18 protein-coding genes are annotated in these 20,425 nt (G+C 60.5%); 16 read left to right on the top strand and 2 right to left on the bottom strand.

Going from position 1 to position 20,425, the window contains the following annotated elements:
* Window positions 1–39: 39 nt before the first annotated feature.
* Window positions 40–1,251 (top strand): DSD1 family PLP-dependent enzyme, encoded by a 1,212-nt coding sequence (locus tag GDV60_RS14765; protein ID WP_166647871.1) that lies wholly within the window; start codon window positions 40–42, stop codon window positions 1,249–1,251.
* An 83-nt stretch (window positions 1,252–1,334) separates the two neighbouring features.
* Here GDV60_RS14765 and GDV60_RS14760 read toward each other — a convergent pair whose 3' ends face one another.
* Window positions 1,335–2,273 carry a transporter gene (locus GDV60_RS14760; RefSeq protein ID WP_159907846.1) on the bottom strand — a complete coding sequence of 313 codons (939 nt, stop codon included), beginning with the start codon at window positions 2,271–2,273 and terminating at the stop codon, window positions 1,335–1,337.
* Window positions 2,274–2,498: 225 nt separating this feature from the next.
* Here GDV60_RS14760 and GDV60_RS14755 point away from each other — a divergent pair, with 225 nt between their 5' ends.
* Window positions 2,499–3,524, top strand: coding sequence for an AraC family transcriptional regulator (locus GDV60_RS14755; RefSeq protein ID WP_029291185.1), 1,026 nt, complete (start codon window positions 2,499–2,501; stop codon window positions 3,522–3,524).
* An 87-nt stretch (window positions 3,525–3,611) separates the two neighbouring features.
* The gene (locus GDV60_RS14750) at window positions 3,612–4,433 is read left to right on the top strand and encodes an aldo/keto reductase (RefSeq protein ID WP_133714704.1); all 822 of its coding nucleotides are present in this window, start codon (window positions 3,612–3,614) and stop codon (window positions 4,431–4,433) included.
* A 54-nt stretch (window positions 4,434–4,487) separates the two neighbouring features.
* Here the strand turns inward: GDV60_RS14750 and GDV60_RS14745 are convergent, their stop codons facing one another.
* Entirely contained in the window at window positions 4,488–5,003 is a 516-nt protein-coding gene (locus GDV60_RS14745) for an Hcp family type VI secretion system effector (protein WP_029291189.1), read from the bottom strand.
* A 544-nt stretch (window positions 5,004–5,547) separates the two neighbouring features.
* On the opposite strand from GDV60_RS14745, the gene tssA reads away from it, so the two are divergent.
* From tssA to icmH, 13 genes are read left to right on the top strand one after another with little or no spacing between them, the layout of a single operon-like run.
* On the top strand, window positions 5,548–7,101 hold the full coding sequence (gene tssA, locus GDV60_RS14740) for a type VI secretion system protein TssA (protein ID WP_133714703.1): 1,554 nt from the start codon (window positions 5,548–5,550) through the stop codon (window positions 7,099–7,101).
* Between the two features lie 32 nt (window positions 7,102–7,133).
* On the top strand, window positions 7,134–7,631 hold the full coding sequence (gene tssB / locus GDV60_RS14735; RefSeq protein ID WP_092237127.1) for a type VI secretion system contractile sheath small subunit: 498 nt from the start codon (window positions 7,134–7,136) through the stop codon (window positions 7,629–7,631).
* A 28-nt stretch (window positions 7,632–7,659) separates the two neighbouring features.
* A complete protein-coding gene (gene tssC, locus GDV60_RS14730) occupies window positions 7,660–9,135 on the top strand; it encodes a type VI secretion system contractile sheath large subunit (protein ID WP_159907842.1) in 1,476 nt (491 codons plus the stop codon).
* 14 nt (window positions 9,136–9,149) lie between these two features.
* Window positions 9,150–9,569 carry a type VI secretion system baseplate subunit TssE gene (gene tssE, locus GDV60_RS14725; protein ID WP_159907839.1) on the top strand — a complete coding sequence of 140 codons (420 nt, stop codon included), beginning with the start codon at window positions 9,150–9,152 and terminating at the stop codon, window positions 9,567–9,569.
* Window positions 9,559–11,328 (top strand): type VI secretion system baseplate subunit TssF, encoded by a 1,770-nt coding sequence (gene tssF / locus GDV60_RS14720; RefSeq protein ID WP_133714701.1) that lies wholly within the window; start codon window positions 9,559–9,561, stop codon window positions 11,326–11,328. Before tssE ends, tssF begins: the two co-directional genes overlap by 11 nt.
* Entirely contained in the window at window positions 11,292–12,308 is a 1,017-nt protein-coding gene (gene tssG / locus GDV60_RS14715; protein WP_159907837.1) for a type VI secretion system baseplate subunit TssG, read from the top strand. Before tssF ends, tssG begins: the two co-directional genes overlap by 37 nt.
* 2 nt (window positions 12,309–12,310) lie before the next feature.
* The gene (tssH, locus tag GDV60_RS14710) at window positions 12,311–14,884 is read left to right on the top strand and encodes a type VI secretion system ATPase TssH (protein ID WP_159909241.1); all 2,574 of its coding nucleotides are present in this window, start codon (window positions 12,311–12,313) and stop codon (window positions 14,882–14,884) included.
* Window positions 14,884–16,407 (top strand): sigma-54-dependent Fis family transcriptional regulator, encoded by a 1,524-nt coding sequence (locus GDV60_RS14705; RefSeq protein ID WP_159907834.1) that lies wholly within the window; start codon window positions 14,884–14,886, stop codon window positions 16,405–16,407. Before tssH ends, GDV60_RS14705 begins: the two co-directional genes overlap by 1 nt.
* A 41-nt stretch (window positions 16,408–16,448) precedes the next feature.
* Window positions 16,449–16,586, top strand: coding sequence for a type VI secretion protein TagU (locus GDV60_RS26830; RefSeq protein ID WP_071609993.1), 138 nt, complete (start codon window positions 16,449–16,451; stop codon window positions 16,584–16,586).
* A 15-nt stretch (window positions 16,587–16,601) separates the two neighbouring features.
* Window positions 16,602–17,729, top strand: a complete 1,128-nt coding sequence (tagH, locus tag GDV60_RS14700; protein ID WP_159907831.1) for a type VI secretion system-associated FHA domain protein TagH — start codon at window positions 16,602–16,604, stop codon at window positions 17,727–17,729.
* A 5-nt stretch (window positions 17,730–17,734) separates the two neighbouring features.
* The gene (gene tssJ / locus GDV60_RS14695; protein ID WP_092237105.1) at window positions 17,735–18,220 is read left to right on the top strand and encodes a type VI secretion system lipoprotein TssJ; all 486 of its coding nucleotides are present in this window, start codon (window positions 17,735–17,737) and stop codon (window positions 18,218–18,220) included.
* A 1-nt stretch (window position 18,221) separates the two neighbouring features.
* Window positions 18,222–19,544 (top strand): type VI secretion system baseplate subunit TssK, encoded by a 1,323-nt coding sequence (tssK, locus tag GDV60_RS14690; RefSeq protein ID WP_092237102.1) that lies wholly within the window; start codon window positions 18,222–18,224, stop codon window positions 19,542–19,544.
* 4 nt (window positions 19,545–19,548) lie between these two features.
* Window positions 19,549–20,415 (top strand): type IVB secretion system protein IcmH/DotU, encoded by an 867-nt coding sequence (gene icmH / locus GDV60_RS14685; protein WP_159907827.1) that lies wholly within the window; start codon window positions 19,549–19,551, stop codon window positions 20,413–20,415.
* Window positions 20,416–20,425: the final 10 nt, after the last annotated feature.

The following is a 20,425-nucleotide window of genomic DNA, read 5'->3' as shown; positions in this document are numbered from 1 at the left end:
CTGGGCGCCGGCGCCTTGCTGGTGGCGGGCGCGGCGCTGCTGCGTCCGGCTGACCGAGGGTCGCCGTACAGCGAGTATTTTCACCAGTTGAACCAGCAGCTCAAGGCCCATGGGCCCATGCGTCCGGTGCTGCTGATAGACCTGGATCGCCTGGATCACAACATCGACATCGTCATGCAATCGGTACAGCGTGGTGGCAAGCACCTGCGGCTGGTGGAGAAATCCCTGCCAGCACCGGGACTCTTGGCCTACATCGCCAAGCGCGCGGGTACCCGCCGCTTGATGTCGTTTCACCAACCCTTTCTCAACCACGACGCCCAGGTGTTTCCCGACGCCGATATCCTGCTGGGCAAGCCGTTGCCGGTACGTTCGGCCGAGCTGTTCTATCAACACCACCAAGGGGCATTCGATCCCGCCCGGCAATTGCAGTGGTTGCTGGACACGCCACAGCGCCTGCAACAATACCTGGCGCTGGCCCAGGGCCTGGGCACGCGGCTGCGGATCAATATCGAACTGGATGTGGGCCTGCATCGCGGTGGTATCAGTGACAACGCGGTGCTGGGGCAAATGCTGGGGTTGATCCGCACGCATCCGCAGCACCTGGAGTTTGCCGGCTTCATGGGCTACGACCCGTTTGTCGGCATGGGCGTGCCGGGCATCCTCGGGTCGCCCCAGGCACTGTTCGAAAAGGTCATGCAACGTTACAACGGTTTTGTCGACTTCAGCCGCCAGCAGTTTGCGACGCTGTGGCGTGATGACCTGACACTCAATACCGCTGGCAGCCCCAGCTACCGGATGCATGAGCAGGAACAGTTGAGCAGCGAAGTCTCGGTAGGCACGGCGCTGCTCAAGCCTACGCATTACGATCTGCCTTCATTGAGTGAGCATGTCCCGGCGGCCTACATCGCCACGCCCGTCCTCAAAAGCACCGGTGCGGTCAACATCCCGGCGCTGGACGACAAGTCCCGGTTGCTGTCGTGGTGGGATCGCAACCAACGCGCCACGTTTTTTATCTATGGCGGCAACTGGATGGCCGATTTCGAGTCGCCTGCGGGGCTGCAAAGCAATGGCTTGTATGGCCGTAGCTCCAACCAGGAGATGGTCAACGGTTCGCCTGGGGTTGGCTTGAACATCGACGACCAGGTGTTCCTGCGCCCGGCCCAGACCGAGTCGGTACTCTTGCAGTTTGGCGATCTGCTGGCGGTGCGCGGCGGCAAAATCGTCGACAGCTGGCCGGTTTACACCGGATGAAATGCCGCGTCCCTATGTAGGCCCCGACGGTGGTGAAGGCCTTGTTGTGGCTAGGGGACAAGCCCCCTAGCCACAGGTGATTGCTACAAGGCAAACGGAATTGTCAGCTTGGCCCACAACATATCGCCTTGCGGCCGGTTCTCGACATCAAACTCCTTGGCCCAACGGACCTCCGCGCTGGCGTACTCGAGAAAGGTGAAGTACACCGCCGGCCCAATCGCAAACACCTGGCCACGCACACCGTCGTTGACTTCTTCGCCATAGATATTGGTCACGGTGCGTCCGTACTGCTTATCGTCAGTCGTCTGCTTGAGGTAGTAGCCATTGATGCCCAGGCTCAGGTTGTCGGTCACTTTGTAGCTGGCCGAGTAATCGAAGTGGAAAATCTGCCCCGAGCGGTAGTCCGTAGCGTGGTTTTCCTGGTTGAAACTGTAGGTGGTCTTGATCGACAGCTCAGTGCGCTCGTCAGGTAGCCATGTCACTGACACCAGCGGCTTGTAGGTGTAGAAATTGTTGCTGGTGTTGGCCAGGCGCGAAGCGTCGTATTCACCGGTAGGCACGGTGATTTCTACCGCGGCGCCCAGGGTCAGATTCTTGCCCAGGTCCCACAGGATAATCGGCGCGATAGTGGTGTCGCCCATGCTTTCACGTTGGTCAGACATGCCAAACAGGGCCACTTGTTGCTTGAGGTAGGGCTGGGCGATATAGCCACCCAACCGCCCGCCAAACATCCGCAACGGGCTCAGGTAATCCAGGCGCGGGATAATTGCATCCGAGCGGATCTTCACCTGTGGCACCTTGCCCCCAAGGGAACTGATATCCAGCTTCGTGGCTTCATAGTGGTTGTAGTAAAGGTTGAAGGCGAACATGTGGTCCGGCAGGTGATCCACATCCAGCGGCAGGATGTAAAAGCCATCGGTACCGGGGCCGATATTGTCCACGCCGCCCTCGGTGGCCAGGGTCGGCAGGCTGAGAAGGGCCAGGGCAAGGGACAGGGGGGCAAGCGCGCGGGTCGGGTTCATGTCTGGGCTCATTATTATTGTTGGATGAATGCACCGTCGGCCCTCATCGGAGCCTTGCCCATAGAAATAAGCCCTCGACGCCCCGGAGGGCAGGGTATTGGCGGCCACATAGGGGGGCTTTGCCGGACAGCGTTCATTCAGAGTGCGGCAAGCCTTGCAAGCACCTATGATTGTCAGGATGTTTCTAAAACAATAACCGGGCATAGAGTCGGGAATCGCAGATCCATGCACAGCAAAACCGTTGATCCACACTACGAACTGGCGCTGGTCTCGCCTTTTCTCCTGCAAACCCTGGGGCAGGTTGCGGCGCAGAAGGGCGCCAATGCCGAGCATCTGTGCCGTGGCCTGGGGTTTACCCTGGCAGACCTGGATGACCCGGCGCTGCGCATTTCCTACCGCCAGGCCGTGGCGATGATCCAGCGTGCACTCAAAGTCCTGCCAGACCAGGGGCTGGGCCTGTGTGTCGGCAATCAGAATGTACTGGGCACCCTGGGCCTGCTCGGGCATGTCATCTCACTGTGCAAGACCCTGCGCGATGCCTTTGCCGTGGGCGAGCGCCATCAACACACCTCCGGCGGCATCGCCACCTCACGCATCCACGAAGGCGCACAGCAGGTCATGGTCGATGTCGAGTGCCTGCTGCCCTTTGCCGAGGTCCAGGTATTTGCCGCCGAGGAGTTTTTTGCCAGCCTCATGATCTACGGGCGGACCTTGGTGGGCAGTGAATTCAAGCCACTGCGCATGGAGTTCATGCACGCGCCACCGGCGTATGCCGCCGAGTACCAGCGTTTGTTCGGTGACGATGTGCGCTTTGGCTGCCTGCACAACCGCATGGTCCTGGAGGCCCAGTGGCTCGACGTGCCGTTGCCGAATCACCACGCCTTGGCATTGCGCCAGGCCCTTGGCCTGCTGGAGCTGGAAAGTGCCCAACTACACCGGAAAATGGACCTCATCCAGGCGGTGGAACGCGCTATTTCCCGCGACTTGCAGGGCAGCCAACTGGAGAAGGTCGCCAGTGACCTGAACATGAGCGGCCGCACCCTGCGCCGGCGTCTGACCGAGCATGGGCTGACCTTCGAAGCCTTGCTGGAACAGGTGCGTCGCGCCCGGTGCATGGGGCTGCTGGGCAACCCGAGCCTGTCCATCGAACGCATTACCCAAGAGGTGGGCTACAGTGATGTGCGCAGCTTTCGCCGGGCGTTCAAGCGCTGGACGGGGCTCAGTCCCAGCGCATTCCGCAGCGTGGGATGAGGGCCACGCCGGGCCGCGCAATTGCATTGAACCCTATTGCCCGGCCAGTGCCACATTAGGGGAACGCACACTTATCTGGAGGTTGGCATGCGCACCATCGATCTGGCGGGTACCCCAGTCCCGGTCATCGGCCAAGGCACCTGGCGTATGGGTGAAGACCCTGGACGGCGTACAGCGCAAGTGACTGCGCTGCAATTGGGCATTGACGAAGGCATGACCCTGATCGACACCGCCGAGATGTACGGCGAAGGCGGTGCTGAAGAAGTGGTCGGGCAGGCGATCCAAGGGCGTCGGGAGCAGGTATTCCTGGTCAGCAAGGTCTACCCGCATAACGCCAGCAAAGCGGGAGTTCCCCGTGCCTGTGAGGCCAGCCTCAAACGGCTGGGCACCGATCATATCGATCTGTATCTCCTGCACTGGCGCGGGCAACACCCACTTGCCGAAACGGTTGAAGCCTTTGAACGACTGCGGGAGGCCGGCAAGATTGGGCGCTGGGGCGTTTCCAACTTCGACGTATCAGACCTCCAGGAGCTGGCATCACCCGCCTGCGCCACCAATCAGGTGCTCTACAACATCGAACAGCGCGGCATTGAATTCGACCTGTTGCCCTGGTGGCAACAGCATCACCTGCCGTTGATGGCTTACTGCCCAATCGCCCAGGGTGGGGAACTGTTGGCCAGCCCCACCCTCAAGCAGATCTCCCGTCGACATCAAGTCACACCGGCCCAGGTTGCCCTGGCGTGGGTTTTGCGGCAGACCGGTGTCATCGCCATCCCCAAGGCCGTCACCCCCGAACACGTGCGCCTCAATGCCGCCGCGGCCAGGCTGGTTCTCGACGAACACGACCTTGACGCTATCGACCGAGTATTCGGTGCGCCGATACGCAAGCATCCGCTGGCAATGGTCTGAAGCCCTACTGAGGCGGGCGCGCGTGTCGCGCTACCGCCTCACCTGTGGCCGGTTTCAACCCGCTACCGGGCTGCGCCAGTCGTCAGAGCCGGACGTGCCCGAGACCTCATGGGTCCAGACGATTTTGCGGTAGGTAAAGTGCACATCTTCAAGGTGGGTGAAGTGTGCATTTCCCGGGTCCTGGCAGTTGGGCATCCGCGACTGGATATCGACGATGATCGCGTCCTCCAGCTCGATGGTGAAGTAATGCTCCTGGGTGCCGGCGGAGGAGGTGCGATACCACTCCAGGCGGCACTTGACCATTTCCCCCGACGTCAGTGCGCTGAACAGCAACGGTGAAGATTTATCGAATACCTTGCTGATCATCAGCGGCTTGTGTACACGCTGGCCGGTGGGTTGGCCCGACTGCGGATCACGGGGAATGATGACCTGATGCTGGAAGGCCTCGACCAGGATCTGGTCCTCGTGGCCTTCCTGATAGATATTGCCTACCGAATCCTGGGTGAACGTGCCTGCCGTGATCAAACCTTGCTTGGTACCGGTGATCGAGAGGTATGCGGGTGTTGGCATAATTGGTTTCCTTGCCTGATAGATAAGTTGGCGCCACAGGGCGCTACTACTCGCTAACAAGAAGTGTGCCGGATAATAGTTGGCCTAATAAAATAAGGGCGTTTCTTGGAGGAGGGTGCGTAACGGTGCGTGGGCGGTATGATTTCTGGTTTATAAGTTGGTTTTCTTTGCGCAATAGTGCGCAGATATTTGCACTGTTGGGCACGTCACGATATTGAAAGGTAAATGTTTGCTTTCAAGGTGAGTTGATTGAAAAGAGTGCGCAGTTTTTTGCGCATCCCTGCAAGCTGTATGAGGCTCGCTAAGGCTGTAAACCTCTTGGCGGGGCAGGAGCATCGATTGCGTGCGCTTACAAAATTGCGAGATTTTATTATCTTTGTAGGATTCTACTTAACTACGCCTTAGTGGCTTGTCCAATAAAATCTGGCTGCTATTGTTTGCACTTGTCCCAGCGTGAAAATGGAATTCAGCAAGTATGTCTTCGGCGCTTAATAGCTGTTTGCCATACTTTAATTCAGCATTGATCAGCACAGTGCAGCCCATCATGGTTTACTCAGACAAACTTTCTGCGCATTACTTGGAAGTTGCCCGCTCACCGATCTCCATTGCCTGTTTTGCAGGGCCGGACGTCCGTTATTCGCCAGCGTACGAAGCGCTGGAAAGCGAGTTGGACAAGGCCCGGTTGATCCATGGCAACAACCAGCCCGACTGGCAGCAGGTCATGGACAAAAGCGAGGCGTTGTTGCGTCACGAGTCCAAGGATCTGCGGGTCGTTGCCTGGCTGACGTGGGCCCTGTATCGGTGTGAGTCCTTTCCTGGCCTGTTGGCTGGGCTTGGCATGTTGCGCTACCTCTGTGAACACCACTGGGCGACGGTACATCCCATCAAGCAGCGGACTCGCATCGCTGCCTTTGGCTGGTTGATGCAGCGCATCGAGCCGGTACTGGCGCAGAGCGTTGCCCTCAGAGAGCAACGCTCCCTGTTCCAGTGCATGGCTGGGCATTTGGCGTGTCTTGACGAGCTATGGGTTGGGCACCTGGGGGACGACGCTCCGTTGCTGCTGGCAGCCCGCAGGCATCTCGCGGACAAGCTGCAACGAGCCCAGGAGAGCGCTGCGCCACAGTCCGGGGTAAGCGCGGTGGTTGCCCAGGTCAAGCAGGCGGCGACTCAACTGCTGGCGCCTGAGCCTGTGGTGAACAACGAAAAAGACGTACACAAGCTCCTGCGCGCACTGCAAGACAACGCTCGCCCCCTGTGTGCCTGGTGGCTGCGCCAGAACGCCACCGACCTGCGGGCCTTGCGCCTCAACCGCACGCTGGCATGGCTGGGCATCACCGGTCTTCCCGATAGCAACAGCGATCAGATAACGCCCTTGCGCGGGCTGGTGCCCGACAAGCTCAAGCGCTACCAGGAGCGATTTGCCCAAGGGCATTACGCCGACCTGCTGCTGGAGCTTGAAGCCAGCCTGGCGAGTGCGCCTTTTTGGTTTGACGGTGTGCGCATGGTCTGGGAGTGCCTGCAAGCGCAGCAGGCCGAATTGGCAATGGTCGAGACAGAGATTCAGTTCGCCCTGTTGCTACAACGATTACCCGGGCTCGCCCAGTTGCGCTTCCACGATGGAGCGCCCTTTGCCGATGCCGCCACCCGCGGATGGATCGACACCCAGGTCAGCCGCCACCTGCAAGCACGGGTGCCGGTCCGGAACACTGGCGGCGCCGGTCCGGCGCCATGGGAGGAGGCCTTGCAGGTGGTTGCTCCGCTGCTGCGCAAGGAGGGGCTGAAAGTTGCGGTCCAGGCCTACAAAAGTGCCATGCAGGCGGCGCGGGGTGATCGGGCGCGGTGTTACTGGCGCCTTGGCCTGGCTCGGTTGTGTATCCAAGGTGCCAAGCACGACTTGGCCAGGATCCAGCTTGAGCAGCTCGAGCAGGAGTTACAGCACGCCGGCCTATATCGCTGGGAGCCCGACCTGACCCTTGAGGTATTGCAACTGTTGTACGCCTGTTACGACGTATTGCCCCAGGGCCATGGCCTGCGCGAGCGCAGGGAGGATGTCCATCGCAAGCTGTGCCAGGTCGATCTGGAAGCGGTACTCGAATAGGTTTTCCCGTCATCAAGCAAAGGAGAAACAACATGGCCAAAGAAGGTTCGGTCGCCCCCAAGGAACGTATCAATATCACGTTCAAACCGGCCATAGGCGGTGCCCAGGAAGAAGTAGAGCTGCCTTTGAAGCTGCTGGTCGTGGGTGATTTCACCCAGCGCGAAGACACGCGCAAGGTTGAAGACCGCAAGCCCATCGGTATCGATAAGAACACCCTGGACGAGGTGCTGGCCAAACAAGCCTTGATGCTGACGTTGAGTGTTCCCAATCGGCTGCAGGAAACGGACGAAGCCGACGAGTTGGCGATCCAGGTGCGCATCAACGCCATGAAGGATTTCAATCCGGCTCAACTGGTGGAGCAAGTTCCTCAATTACACAAGCTGATGGCGCTGCGTGAGGCGCTGGTGGCGCTCAAAGGCCCCCTGGGCAATACACCGAGTTTTCGCAAGGCCATAGAAAGTGCGCTGGCCGATGACCAGGCCCGCGCGCGGGTGCTGGCCGAACTGGGGCTGAACAGCCCTGCCGCATGACCCACTCAGTAAAAAGGACACTGATAGCATGACCTCCAGCCCTAACGCCTATGCGGCACCCCTGGATACCGGATACAGCATTCTCGACGACATCATCGCCCAGACCCGCCTGACCGCCGATGATGAAACCTACGACATCGCCAGGCGCGGCGTCGCCGCGTTTATCGAGGAATTGATCAAGCCACAGAACCGCGGGGAGCCAGTCAAGAAGCAACTGGTGGACCGGATGATTGCCGAGATCGACACCAAGCTCAGCCGGCAAATGGACGAAATCCTCCACCACCCCGAATTCCAGGCACTGGAATCGGCCTGGCGGGGCTTGCAGTTGCTGGTGGATCGCACTGACTTTCGCGAAAACATCAAGATCGAGTTGCTGAACGTCTCGCGCCAAGACCTGCTGGATGATTTCGAAGACTCACCGGAGGTCGTTCAGTCGGGGCTCTACAAACACACCTACAGCGCCGAATACGGTCAGTTCGGTGGTCAACCCGTGGGCGCGATCATCGCCAACTACTTCCTTTCACCCAGCGCGCCCGACGTCAAGCTGATGCAGTATGTTTCCAGCGTCGCTTGCATGGCCCATGCGCCATTCATAGCCGCCGCCGGGCCTGGCTTTTTCGGCCTGGAGAGCTTTACCGGCCTGCCAGACCTGAAGGACCTGCAGGACCACTTCGAAGGGCCACAATTTGCCAAGTGGCAGAGCTTCCGCCAGAGCGAGGATGCCCGTTACGTCGCCTTGACGGTGCCACGTTTTCTCCTGCGAACGCCCTACGACCCGGTGGACTCTCCGGTCAAGACCTTCGCCTATAACGAACATGTCGTCAGCAGCCACGAGCATTATCTCTGGGGCAATACCGCCTATGCCTTCGCCACGCGCTTGACTGACAGCTTTGCCCGTTTCCGCTGGTGCCCCAACATCATCGGCCCACAAAGCGGGGGCACGGTGGAAGACCTGCCGCTGCATCATTTCCAGAGCATGGGCGAAATCGAAACCAAGATCCCCACCGAAGTGCTGGTCTCCGACCGTCGCGAATATGAGTTGGCCCAGGAGGGTTTCATCGTCCTGACGATGCGCAAGGGCAGCGACAACGCCGCATTCTTTTCCGCCAGTTCCGTGCAGAAGCCCAAGCGTTTTGGGATCAGCGCCGAGGGAAAGGCGGCCGAGTTGAACTACAGGCTCGGCACCCAGCTGCCGTACATGATGATCGTCAACCGCCTGGCGCACTATTTGAAAGTGCTGCAGCGCGAGCAGTTGGGTTCGTGGAAGGAACGTACCGACCTGGAGTTGGAACTCAACAAGTGGATTCGCCAGTACGTCGCGGACCAGGAAAACCCCAGCGCCGAGGTTCGGGGGCGACGTCCATTGCGGGCGGCGCGGATTGTTGTCAGTGATGTTGACGGCGAGCCAGGCTGGTATCGCATCAACCTCAGCGTACGCCCGCACTTCAAATACATGGGGGCGGATTTCACCCTGTTCCTGGTTGGCAAACTCGATAAAGAATGAGCCGGGAACTTGAGATGAGTCAGTACAGCGGTTTCCTTGAGCGCCTTGCCGGTACTGCGCCTGCGTTGGCGGGGCGCACACCACGCGCCTGCGTTGCGGCATCGGTGGCCACCCACTTGGGTAACATGCTCAGCACCCGGGCAGGCAGTGTGCAGACGCTGCCTGACTACGGTTTGCCGGACCTGAATGATATGCGCCTGAGCCTGCACGAATCCCTGAGCCAGGCACGCTTTCTGATCGAACGCTTCATCGCGGCCTACGAGCCGCGCCTGAGCAATGTCCGGGTCGTCGCATTACCCCAGGGTCGCGATCCGTTGGCGCTGGCCTTTGATATCCAGGGCGCGCTGAATATCGACGGGGTCATGCAGGACGTGGTGTTTAGCGCAAGCCTGGCCGGCAGTGGACGCGTTGAGGTCGCCCCAGGTGTCCTTTAACCGCTATTACCAAAGTGAACTCAATGCCTTGCGGCAATTGGGGCGGCGCTTCTGCGAACGCAACCCGGCGCTTGCCCCATTCCTCGGGGACAGAGGCCGGGACCCGGATGTAGAGCGGTTGCTTGAGGGCTTTGCGTTCCTGACGGGCCGCCTGCGACAGAAACTCGATGATCAGTTGCCGGAGCTCAGCCATTCGCTGATGCACCTGTTGTGGCCCAACTACATGCGACCAATACCCGCGTTCAGCATGTTGCAGTTCGCGCCGCTGTTACGCGCAGGGCCCGGCATTACGGTCGAGCGCGATACACCGGTGGAAAGCGTGGCGATCGAGGGTGAGCGTTGCCGTTTCCGTACGTGTTATGCAACGCAGGTGCTGCCACTTGAACTCACAGCGCTGGATTACTCCGCGCAAGGCAAGGGGGCCTTGCTGAGCCTGCGCCTGGAGATGACCGCCGAAGGGTATATGGGCGAACTGGCACTTGAACACCTGCGCTTGCATCTTGCCGGGGAGCGCTATGTCAGCCAGATGCTTTACGTGAGCCTGCTGCGTCACCTGCAGGGCATTGAGCTACTGCTGCTCGATGGTGAGTGCAAACCCCTGCAGGGGCGCGACGGTCAGGTCCTGTCGTTACCATTACCGGCTTCTGGCGTTCGGCCCGCCGGTTTTTCCCAAGACGAGGCGCTGCTGCCCTATCCGCCGAATGCCTTCACCGGGTATCGGCACCTACAGGAGTATTTCGCGTTTCCTGACAAGTACCTGTTTGTCGACGTCAATGGCCTGGATGTGCTGCAAAGCTTGCCGGATGACCTGCTCATGCAGGCTCGGGGTTTGGAGTTGCGCTTCAAGCTGCGTCAGCGCAATCCCGAGCAGGTGCTCCCGACAGTGGACAACGTGAAGCTGTTTTGCACGCCGGTGGTCAACCTGTTCAAACACGATGGGGTACCGATCCGACTGGATGGCAAGCAGGACGAGTACCTGCTGCAGGGAACTGACTACGCACCGGGCCACTGCGGGGTGTTCTCCGTAGACCAGGTCACGGGATGGCGTCCGGGTGGCCTGGGCTACCAGACCTATGTGCCGTTCGAGTCGTTCGAGCACGATCAGCAGACGGCGAGCTACAGCATTCGCCAGTGGCCCTCGGTGCAACACACCGGCCTGGATACTTACCTGAGCTTTGGCATTCGTCAGTCCCAGGAGCAGGAAACCCTGTCCGTCGAACTGACCTGTACCAACCATGATTTGCCGCGCAAATTGCGGATCGGTGACATCAACCAAGCCTGCGAACAAACACCCGAGTTCCTGTCCTTTCGCAATATCACGGTCGCCACCCCTGGCATCGCGCCTCCGCTGGACAGCGGTTTTCTGTGGAAGCTGATCAGCAACATGTCGCTCAATTACCTGTCCCTGAGCGATATCAATGCGCTGAAAGTGGTGCTCGAAACCTATGACTTGCCGCGCTACCACGATCGCCAGGCCGAAAAAGTCAGCATCCGTCGGTTGGGTGGATTGCGCTCCATAAGCCAGCGCCCCATCGACCGGTTGCATCGTGGCTTGCCGATTCGGGGGGTGGCAATCGACCTGATCGTCGATCTCCAGCACTTTCTCGGAGAGGGCGATTTGTTTGTATTTGCTTCAGTCCTCAACGAGTTTTTTGCGCTGTACGCGAGCCTTAACTCGTATCACGAACTGCGTGTCACCAGCACACAAGGAGAGGTGTATCTATGGCCATCCCGGATGGGCCAGCAAGCCCTGCTTTAACCGAATTATCCCGGACCATTCGCGAGTATTCGCTGTTCCAGGCGGTCTCGCAGGTTATTGAGCGTATACGCGATGCCCACCCCTCCCTTGACGATGAGGCGCTTTATGAGCACCTGGAGTTCCAGGCCAATCCGGGGCTGGGGTTTCCCGGCAACGACATTGACCGAGTGACATTTTTTGTCGAGCGCGGGCAACTACGGGCACGCATGCGCCTCAACGTATTGGGGCTGGTGGGGGCAAACTCGCCACTGCCGGCATTCTATGCCGAACACGCATTGAGCGAGCGCGCGGGCGGTAATCCTGTCGCGGATTTCCTCGACGTGTTTCACCACCGTTTGCACCGGCTGATGCTGCCTCTGTGGCGCAAGTACCGCTACCGGGTGTGCTTTCGAGCGGGGGCCAGCGACTCGTTTTCCGAGCAGATGTTTGCCCTGATAGGCCTGGGCGGCCGGGCCATACGCAGTGCGACACAACTGGATTGGAATCGCTTGCTGCCCTACCTGGGTTTGCTGGGTATGCGCGCCCATTCGGCGGCGCTTATTGAAACGGTGCTGCGTTACTACTTCAAACACTCGCAGTTGATGATCGAGCAATGCGTCAAGCGCAAGGTGGTGATTGCCCCCAGGCAATGCAACCAATTGGCGCAAGCGAACAGTCGCCTGGGGCAGGACCTGGTCCTTGGGCGGCAGGTTGTGGATCGTGCCGGCAAGTTCAGGGTGCATCTGCAGGACCTCGACTGGCAGCGTTTTCATGACTTTTTACCTGGCGGCGCAAGCTACTCGCCGCTGTGCGCGCTGGTTCGTTTCGCCGTCCGCGACCCTCTGGACTTCGACCTGCGCCTGGCCCTGCGCCCCGGCGAGGTGCGGGCGCTGCACATAGGCCAACGCAATGTGTGCCGGCTGGGATGGACCAGTTGGATGGGGCAGGCGCGCGCGGATGGCGTGCTCATTCTGGCGAGTCAACTCGGGAGCGACGGATGAATATGATGAATGTGGATTTGCAGCAATTGATTCGTGTGCTGGCGCCTCAGACTCGCCATGACCTGGAGCACGCCGCCGCACGCTGTGTGGCCCGTGGGGGCGCCGAAGTCCTGGTGGAGGATGTCTTGCTGGCGCTGCTGGATCGCCCACAAGGACTGCTGGCGCGTGCTCTGCAAGTCGCTGGCGTTGAACTGGGCGAACTGCAAGCGACACTGCAGCCCAGGATGGGGCAGGGGACTACGCGCAACCCGGTGTTCGCACCGCTGCTGGTGCAATGGTTGCAGCAAGCGCTGGTCGTTGCCCAGTTGGAGTTGGCGCAATCGAATGTCAGTGACGCGGCCTTGATCCTTGCCTTGTTGCGTAACCCGCTGCATCACGCGGGCAGCCGCTATCAGGTGTTGTTGGCCCGCCTCGATGCGCAGCGCCTGCTTGAGTTTGCCTTGAGCGAGCATACCGAAGCTTCCCGTACACCCGCTTGTGCCCAGCATAAATCACTGTTGCAGCGTTTCACCCATGACCTGACCCAGCAGGCCCGTGAAGGGCGGGTCGACCCGGTGTTGTGCCGGGACGCAGAGATCGCGCAGTTGATCGATATCCTGGCACGCCGGCGCAAGAATAACCCGATCATTGTGGGGGAGGCCGGTGTCGGCAAGACCGCGCTGGTCGAGGGGCTGGCCAGGCAGATTGCCCAGGGACAGGTGCCACCGGCGCTCAAGGAAACGCGCTTGCTGATCCTCGATATGGGGCTGTTGCAGGCGGGCGCCAGCATCAAGGGCGAGTTCGAACGGCGGCTCAAGGGCGTTATCGAGGAGGTCAATGCCGCGTTGGTGCCGGTGATCCTGTTCATTGACGAGGCACACACGTTGATCGGTGCCGGTGGCTCGGCGGGCAGCGGCGATGCGGCGAACCTGCTCAAGCCAGCGCTGGCTCGTGGCGAGTTGCGTACCATCGCTGCTACCACCTGGTCGGAGTACAAGAAGTACTTCGAAAAGGATCCGGCACTGGCCCGACGCTTTCAGCCGGTGCATGTACATGAGCCGAGTGTCGATGAGGCAGTGACGATCCTGCGCGGTCTGACTTCGGTGTATGAAGCCAGTCACGGCGTGTACGTGCGCGATGACGCCGTGGTTGCCGCCGCGCAGTTATCGGCACGCTACCTGGCTGGGCGCCAGTTGCCCGACAAAGCCGTGGATGTGCTCGATACCGCCTGCGCCCGCGTGCGCATCAGCCTCGTCACAGCCCCACCGGCGTTGCAGGCCGTGGCCACCCAATTGGCGCAAAGTACTGGCGAGTACCGGGCGCTTTGCCGCGACAGGGATGCCGGGTTGCCCATTGATCCAGGTGCGCTGCAGGTCCTGGCTGCGCGCCTGGACGCCGCCGGTTGCGAACATGAGCAGCTTACGCAGGCCTGGACGCATCAGCGCGAGATGGCCGAGCGGGTGCTGGCCCTGCGCATGCAGCTGAATCAAGCCAGGCAGGCAGGCCAGGCCATCGAGGTGCTTGAGCAGCAACTGTGCGAAGCCCACGGCAGCTTGCTGGCCGAGCAATCGCGACAGCGCCTGGTGAGTTTCGAAGTATGCCCGCGGCTGGTGGCGCAAGTGATCAGTGCCTGGACCGGGATTCCACTCAGCCAAGTGGCTTGCGAACACAGCGTCAAGGTGCTCGACTTCGCTACCGATCTGCGTACGCGCATTCTCGGCCAGGAACAGGCGGTACAGATGCTGGACCGTTCGATGCGTGCGGTTGCGGCGGGCGTCAACCGTGCCGATGCACCCGTGGGCGTGTTTCTGCTGGTCGGCCCCAGTGGGGTTGGCAAGACGCAGACGGCACTGGCCTTGGCCGACCTGTTGTATGGCGGCGAACGGTTCCTGACCACCATCAACATGTCCGAGTACCAGGAGAAGCATTCGCTGTCGCGCCTGATTGGCGCTCCGCCCGGGTATGTCGGTTATGGCGAGGGCGGTGTGCTGACCGAAGCCGTCAGGCAAAAGCCCTATTCGGTGGTGCTGCTCGATGAGGTCGAGAAAGCACACCTGGGTGTCATGAACCTGTTCTACCAGATCTTTGACAAAGGGCGGGCCAATGATGGCGAGGGGCGCGAGATCGACTTTCGCAACACGCTGATTCTGATGACCTCCAACCTTGGCAGCGACTGCACCATCGACCTGTGCGGCGCTACGCAGCGTCCCAGCGCACAAGTATTACAGGACGCCCTTGCGCCGCTGCTCAATCAGCATTTCAGGCCGGCACTGCTGGCCCGCATGCGTGTCGTGCCGTACTACCCACTGAGCGGTGCGGTGCTACGGGAGTTGGTACAAAGCAAGTTGCAGTGCCTGGGCCAACGTCTGCTGCAGCGGCACCTCGCATTCAGCTATTGCCCGCGATTGGTCGATTACCTGGCAGAGCGCTGTACCCACAACGGCAGTGGCGCGCGGTATGTCGATCAATGGATCGATAGCCATCTATTGCCCCTGATAGTCGATCGCCTGCTTGAAGCAATGGCCAGGGATGAGCATGTGCAGCGCGCCCACGCCATGCTGGACGGCGACGATCACATCACCTGTGAGTTTGCGTGATGAGGGATACCCCATTGTTACAGGCACCCGACGTTGCCGAACAACTGGTGCAGTGGCTCATGCGCCTGGGCCTCGATAGCGATAGGGCAAGTATGCCTGGCAACCTTGCCCATGCCGCCGCGCAGTTGAGCCAGTGCTCGCTCAGCCAGGTGTACCTGTCAGATGAGGCGGGTCACGGCTTGTTCCTGGCGGCCGAACATAGGCCGCAAGCAGGGCCGTGGGAAATCGGTGCAGGCGCAGAAGTGGATCAGCAGGGCCAGCAATTGCTGCGGTTCGCCCTGGAACATAAGCGTCCCCTGAGCCTCTGTGGCCTGCAAGACAGCATGTATGACACCGCTTTCATTCCATCAGGCCTGGTCCCATGGCAGTCGCTGTTGTGCGTCCCACTCATCCATCACCACCTACCGGTGAGGGGCATGCTGCTATGCGTCACGGAGCGCGCCCTGGACCTGCAGCCGTATGCCACGCCACTGGGGCAGTTGGGGGTTTTTGCGTTGCGCCAGCGGGCGCTGCTACAGGAGCCCGGTCGGCCAGCGGCGGCCCATCAGGCGCTCGGTAGCGCAGTGCGTCCCGCAGGCCTTGGCCTGATTGGCAACAGCGCAGCGATGGATGATACCTGTCGCTTGATCGGCAAGGTGCTGGACAGCACCTACACCGTGCTCCTGCGCGGTGAGACCGGTACGGGCAAGGAGGTGGTCGCCAGGGCGATCCATGCCATGGGCCCGCGCCGATCCAAGGCGTTTGTCGTACAAAACTGCGCGGCATTCCCGGAGGGGTTGCTCGAAAGCGAACTGTTTGGCTATCGCAAAGGTGCCTTTACGGGTGCTGACCGTGACCGTCCTGGGCTGTTCGATGCTGCCGACGGCGGTACGTTGCTGCTCGATGAAATCGGCGATATGCCCCTGTCACTGCAAGCCAAATTGCTGCGGGTATTACAGGAGGGGGAAATCCGCCCGCTGGGTGCCAGCACCGCCCATAAAGTGGATGTGCGCATCGTTGCCGCCACCCACCGTGACCTTCGCGCGATGGTGGCCCAGGGTAGTTTTCGTGAGGATCTCTACTATCGTCTCGCCCAGTTCCCGATCGAGCTGCCGGCGTTGCGCCAACGTGAAGGCGATATACGAGAGTTGGCCCGGCACTTCGCAGGTAAAGCCTGCGTCACCCAGGGGCGATCGCCGGTGTCCTGGTCAAACCAGGCGCTGGACCAGCTTTCCTGCCACAGCTTCCCCGGCAACGTGCGTGAACTTAAATGCCTGGTGGAACGTGCCGTGTTGATGTGCGACGAGGGGGTAATCCTGCCGCAACATCTCATGCTGCCACTGGCGTCACCCGCACAGGCCACCGACGCAACGCTGCGCCAACGCCTTGAGCGCGTCGAACGGGGCTTGCTGATTGATTGCCTGCACAAGAATCGCGGCAATCGTACCCGTACCGCCCGCGAGCTGGGGGTTGCCCGGCGCACCCTGTTGTACCGCCTGGCGCGGCTGAATATCCCCTTTGGTGACGTCAAGGAAGGGTGCTGAATGTTCCGCTCAATCGAATTCAATTCAATGGGAGAGCCTTGATGGTTGTTTCTCGAGGGCAGGTATTGCTGCTTGGTCTGCTGGTGTTGGCGCTAAGTGGGTGCACGGCAAATTACGTGTTTGACGACGATGACTACCGGCCGCTGGGTGATCCACGGTCCCACCAGCGTGGGCAGTAAGCCAGGAGACCTTCTATGCAGTTGGTATTTGAACTATGTAGCCATGGGCCTGGCATGCCCGGCGCCACCCGCAATAAAGTCTTCGATGGCGCCGGAGGAGTGATTGGCCGTGGTGCCGATTGCGATTGGGTCATTGCCGACCACAGTCGCCAGTTGTCCAGCCATCATGCCTTGGTCAGCTTTCGCGACGGTCAGTATTTTCTGACTGACATCAGCAGCAATGGCATTTGCCTGGGGGACAGCGCCGTGCGTTTGCGCAAAGGCCAGGCTCGGCCTATCACCCCTGGCACTGTATTTCGCATGGGCCCGTTTGAAATTCGCGCGCAGCTGGTGGAGCGCTCGGGTGGTACGAGCCCTGGCGATAACCTGATTCCGGATGACGCGTTCCTGCAGCTGGATTCCGTGCGTGCCATGAATGACCCGGCCCCGCCGAGTGTGGCGCCGAACTGGACGGATACCAGCACTGTGGAGCGTCACCATGTGATTGTGCCGACCCTGGTCGAGCCTGCTGCGACGTGCGCGCCAGCCGCTGGGTATGTTCCGGCAGTCGATACGCATGAGCGGTTCTGGAGGGATTTTTCCGAGGCGCTGGGTGTGTGCCTGGAGCCTCTCGACGAGCCTGGGCGACAAGCATTGGCAGTCAAGGCAGCTGGCTTGCTCAGGCAGGCAATCGAAGGGCTGCAACAGAACCTGCACACCCATCAAGAGCTGACAAGTGAATTGAACACCGCACTCGGTCGTGCGCCAACCAGCGCCGAGCGTCCGTTGATGTGTGGCGCCCAAGCACTGGAGGCCATGTTGGTGGCCGATCGCCAGGGGCAGTTGCCCGCCGAACAGATGATTACCCAGGCCTATCGCGATTTGCAGGTTCATCAGGTCGCGGTGCTCGCTGGCTGTCGCGCGGCAATGCGCGGCGCTCTGGCAGCGTTTGCGCCAGGGCAACTGCTGGCCTGTTTCCAAAAGCAGGGCAACACGCCGTGGATCCCCAGCAGTGGCGCCTATTGGCGGGCTTATCTGGTTCATTACCAACGCCTGGTCGAGGAAGACGGTTGGACTGAGCGCTTACTCAGCGAGGACTTTGCCAACGCCTACACGGAACAGGTACGCCTGGTTTCCACCCTTCATAGCACCTGTTCTGGATGATCTGCATGTCACGCACCACCTCTGTTCTGCTACTCGCTGTGTTGGGGCTGTTGCCCGGCTGCAGCAATCTGTCTCCCTATTCGACGCTGACCAAGCTCGATCTGACGCTGGCCGCCAGTGATCTGGTCAACCCGGATCTGCATGGCCGACCTTCACCGATCGTGGTGCGCCTGCTGGAACTCAGAAACCCCGTGGCCTTCGAGAACGCGGACTTTTTCAGCCTGTATGGGCGTGTCGAAAATACGTTGCCCAAGGACCTGGTCAGCAGCGAAGAGTGGGAACTGCGCCCCGGTGAACAGGTGGCGCTCAAGCTCAGTGCAACGCCGGGCAGTCGCTATATCGGGGTGTTGGCCGCCTACCGTGATTTGCCCCAGGTGCGATGGCGTCATGTCGTGCCGTTGGCCGTCGAGTCACGGACCCGTGTCGATCTGGTACTCGACGAAACGGGTGTGCACGCGACGGATGTGCCGCCCGCCAAGGCAGGTGGCTGACATGCTGATTGATAAAGTGATCTGGCAGGAAGGCATGTTGCTGCGCCCTCAACACCTGCAGCACAACGACCGCTATTACCATCAGCAACTGGCGCGCCGCAGCCAATTGTCCCCGGGCTATGCCTGGGGGTTCTTGACATTGGAAATCGACCCGCAATACCTCTATATGGGCAAGGTGGTCGTCAATCAGGCCAGTGGGGTATTGCCTGACGGGACGTTGTTTGAGATCGCCGCGCCGCTGGTGATGGAAATTCCAGCCAACAGCGCCAGCCAGGCGCTGTACCTGGCCCTGCCCATGCTCGCCGGCCATGCGGTCGAGGTTCGTCACCCGGCGCAGACTGACGTATTGGCCCGTTATAGCAGCTACGAAGTGGAGGTAGGAGACGCCAATGCCGGGGAAGACACGCGCTGCGCCATCACCTGCGCACGCGCGGATTTTCGCTTGGTGCTGGGCGATGATCACGACGTCCAGACCTACGTCAGACTCAAAGTCGCACAAGTCCTGGATTGCGACGCCCAAGGCGTTGTGCAGCTCGATAGCGCATTCTCCCCGACGTTCATGCACCTGCATGATTCGCCATTTTTGCTGTCGTGCCTCAAGGAGGTGGTCAGCCTGTTGGCGTTTCGCGCTGATGCGATTGCCGAGCGCTTGCAGGACGCGGGCCAGGCGGCGGGGGCCGAAATGGGGGACTTCTTGATGTTGCAGTTGATCAACCGAATGGAGTTGACCCTGCGACATTGCCTGGACCAGGCCCGTGTGGGCCCCGATGTGCTGTATCAAACCCTGCTTGGGCTGCTGGGGGAGCTTTCGACATTTTCCAGCACGACAAAACGCGCCTGTTTTGAAGGGCGTTACCGACATAGCGACCAGGGGCCGAGCTTTCGTGAATTGATGGCCGCGATTCGCTCGGTCCTGTCGATGGTGCTGGAGCAACATGCCATTGAACTGGTGCTGCAGTCGCGCCAATACGGCGTGCTGGTGTGCCCGGTCAACGGCCTGAACCTGCTGGGTTCGGCGACCTTCATTCTGGCGGTCAGCGCGCACTGCGATTCTGAGGTGTTGCGCCAGCGGCTGCCGGCGCACCTGAAAGTCGGGCCTGTGGAGCGGATACGCGAGTTGGTCAACCTGCACCTGGCGGGGATTCAGGTCAAGCCGATGCCTGTGGCACCACGGCAGATCCCGCTCCATGCCGAGAAAACCTATTTCATGCTCGAACTCAGCGCCCGTGACCTGGAGCAGTTGGAGCATTCAGGTGGGTTCGCCTTCCATGTGAGTGGTGAGTTTGTCGATCTTGAATTGAAATTCTGGGCTATCAGGAACTGAACCCATGACCACAGAAAACGCATACCCGCAGGACGACAGAACGATCCTGCTGGACCGTCAGGGTGTCGGTCCGGCGCAGGGCGCCATGACGGATTTCGAGGCGCCACCGCGCTTTGAGCAGCTTGAGGACCGAATGATCTATGCCGCTCATTTGCACGGCGCCCAGCACTTCAGGCTTGGCCTCAACCCTCTGGTGACGTTGGCCTGGGACCTGTTGTCGGAGGTGGTTCGACTCAAGGGCAGCCCGGCCCGTGAAGGCCTGCGCGCACTCAATGAACGTTTGTCTGCGGGTATTACGCACTTTGAAAACCAGGCCCGGCACGAGGCAATCCTCGACAGCCAGATCATGGCGGCGCGTTATGTGTTGTGCAGCGTAATAGACGAGGCAGTGGTCACCACGGCATGGGGTAGCCAGAGCGACTGGTCACAAACAAGCCTGTTGAGCCGTTTCCACAACGAAACCTTTGGCGGCGAAAAATTCTTCGAACTGCTTGAGCGACTGTCCAGGGACCCGATCAAGCACCTGGCGATGCTGGAGCTGATGTACCTGTGCCTGGCGCTGGGCTTTGAGGGCAAGTATCGGGTCTTGGAGCGTGGGCTGCTGCAATTGGACGGTATTCGTGACGCCTTGTACCGACAGATCATCCATGTGCGCGGTGACACGCCCCAGGCCACCGGCGCCGGGCAATCGTCCAGCGCTGCTCCCCGGCAGGCGATACGTATTGTTTCTGCAACCTGGGTTTGGCTCGCCGTCGCGATGGGCCTGGCCATCCTGTATTCGGGGTTCGCCTGGGTACTTGGAGAGCAGCGCGAGAGCGTGCTGCAGCCCTATCTGCCGAGTACCACCGACATCACCCGGACACTGCTGTAACGCAGGGAGC

Source organism: Pseudomonas sp. DTU12.1 (assembly GCF_009873475.1).
GTDB classification, from domain to species: Bacteria; Pseudomonadota; Gammaproteobacteria; order Pseudomonadales; family Pseudomonadaceae; genus Aquipseudomonas; species Aquipseudomonas proteolytica.
This window is presented reverse-complemented; position numbering and strand designations above follow the sequence as displayed.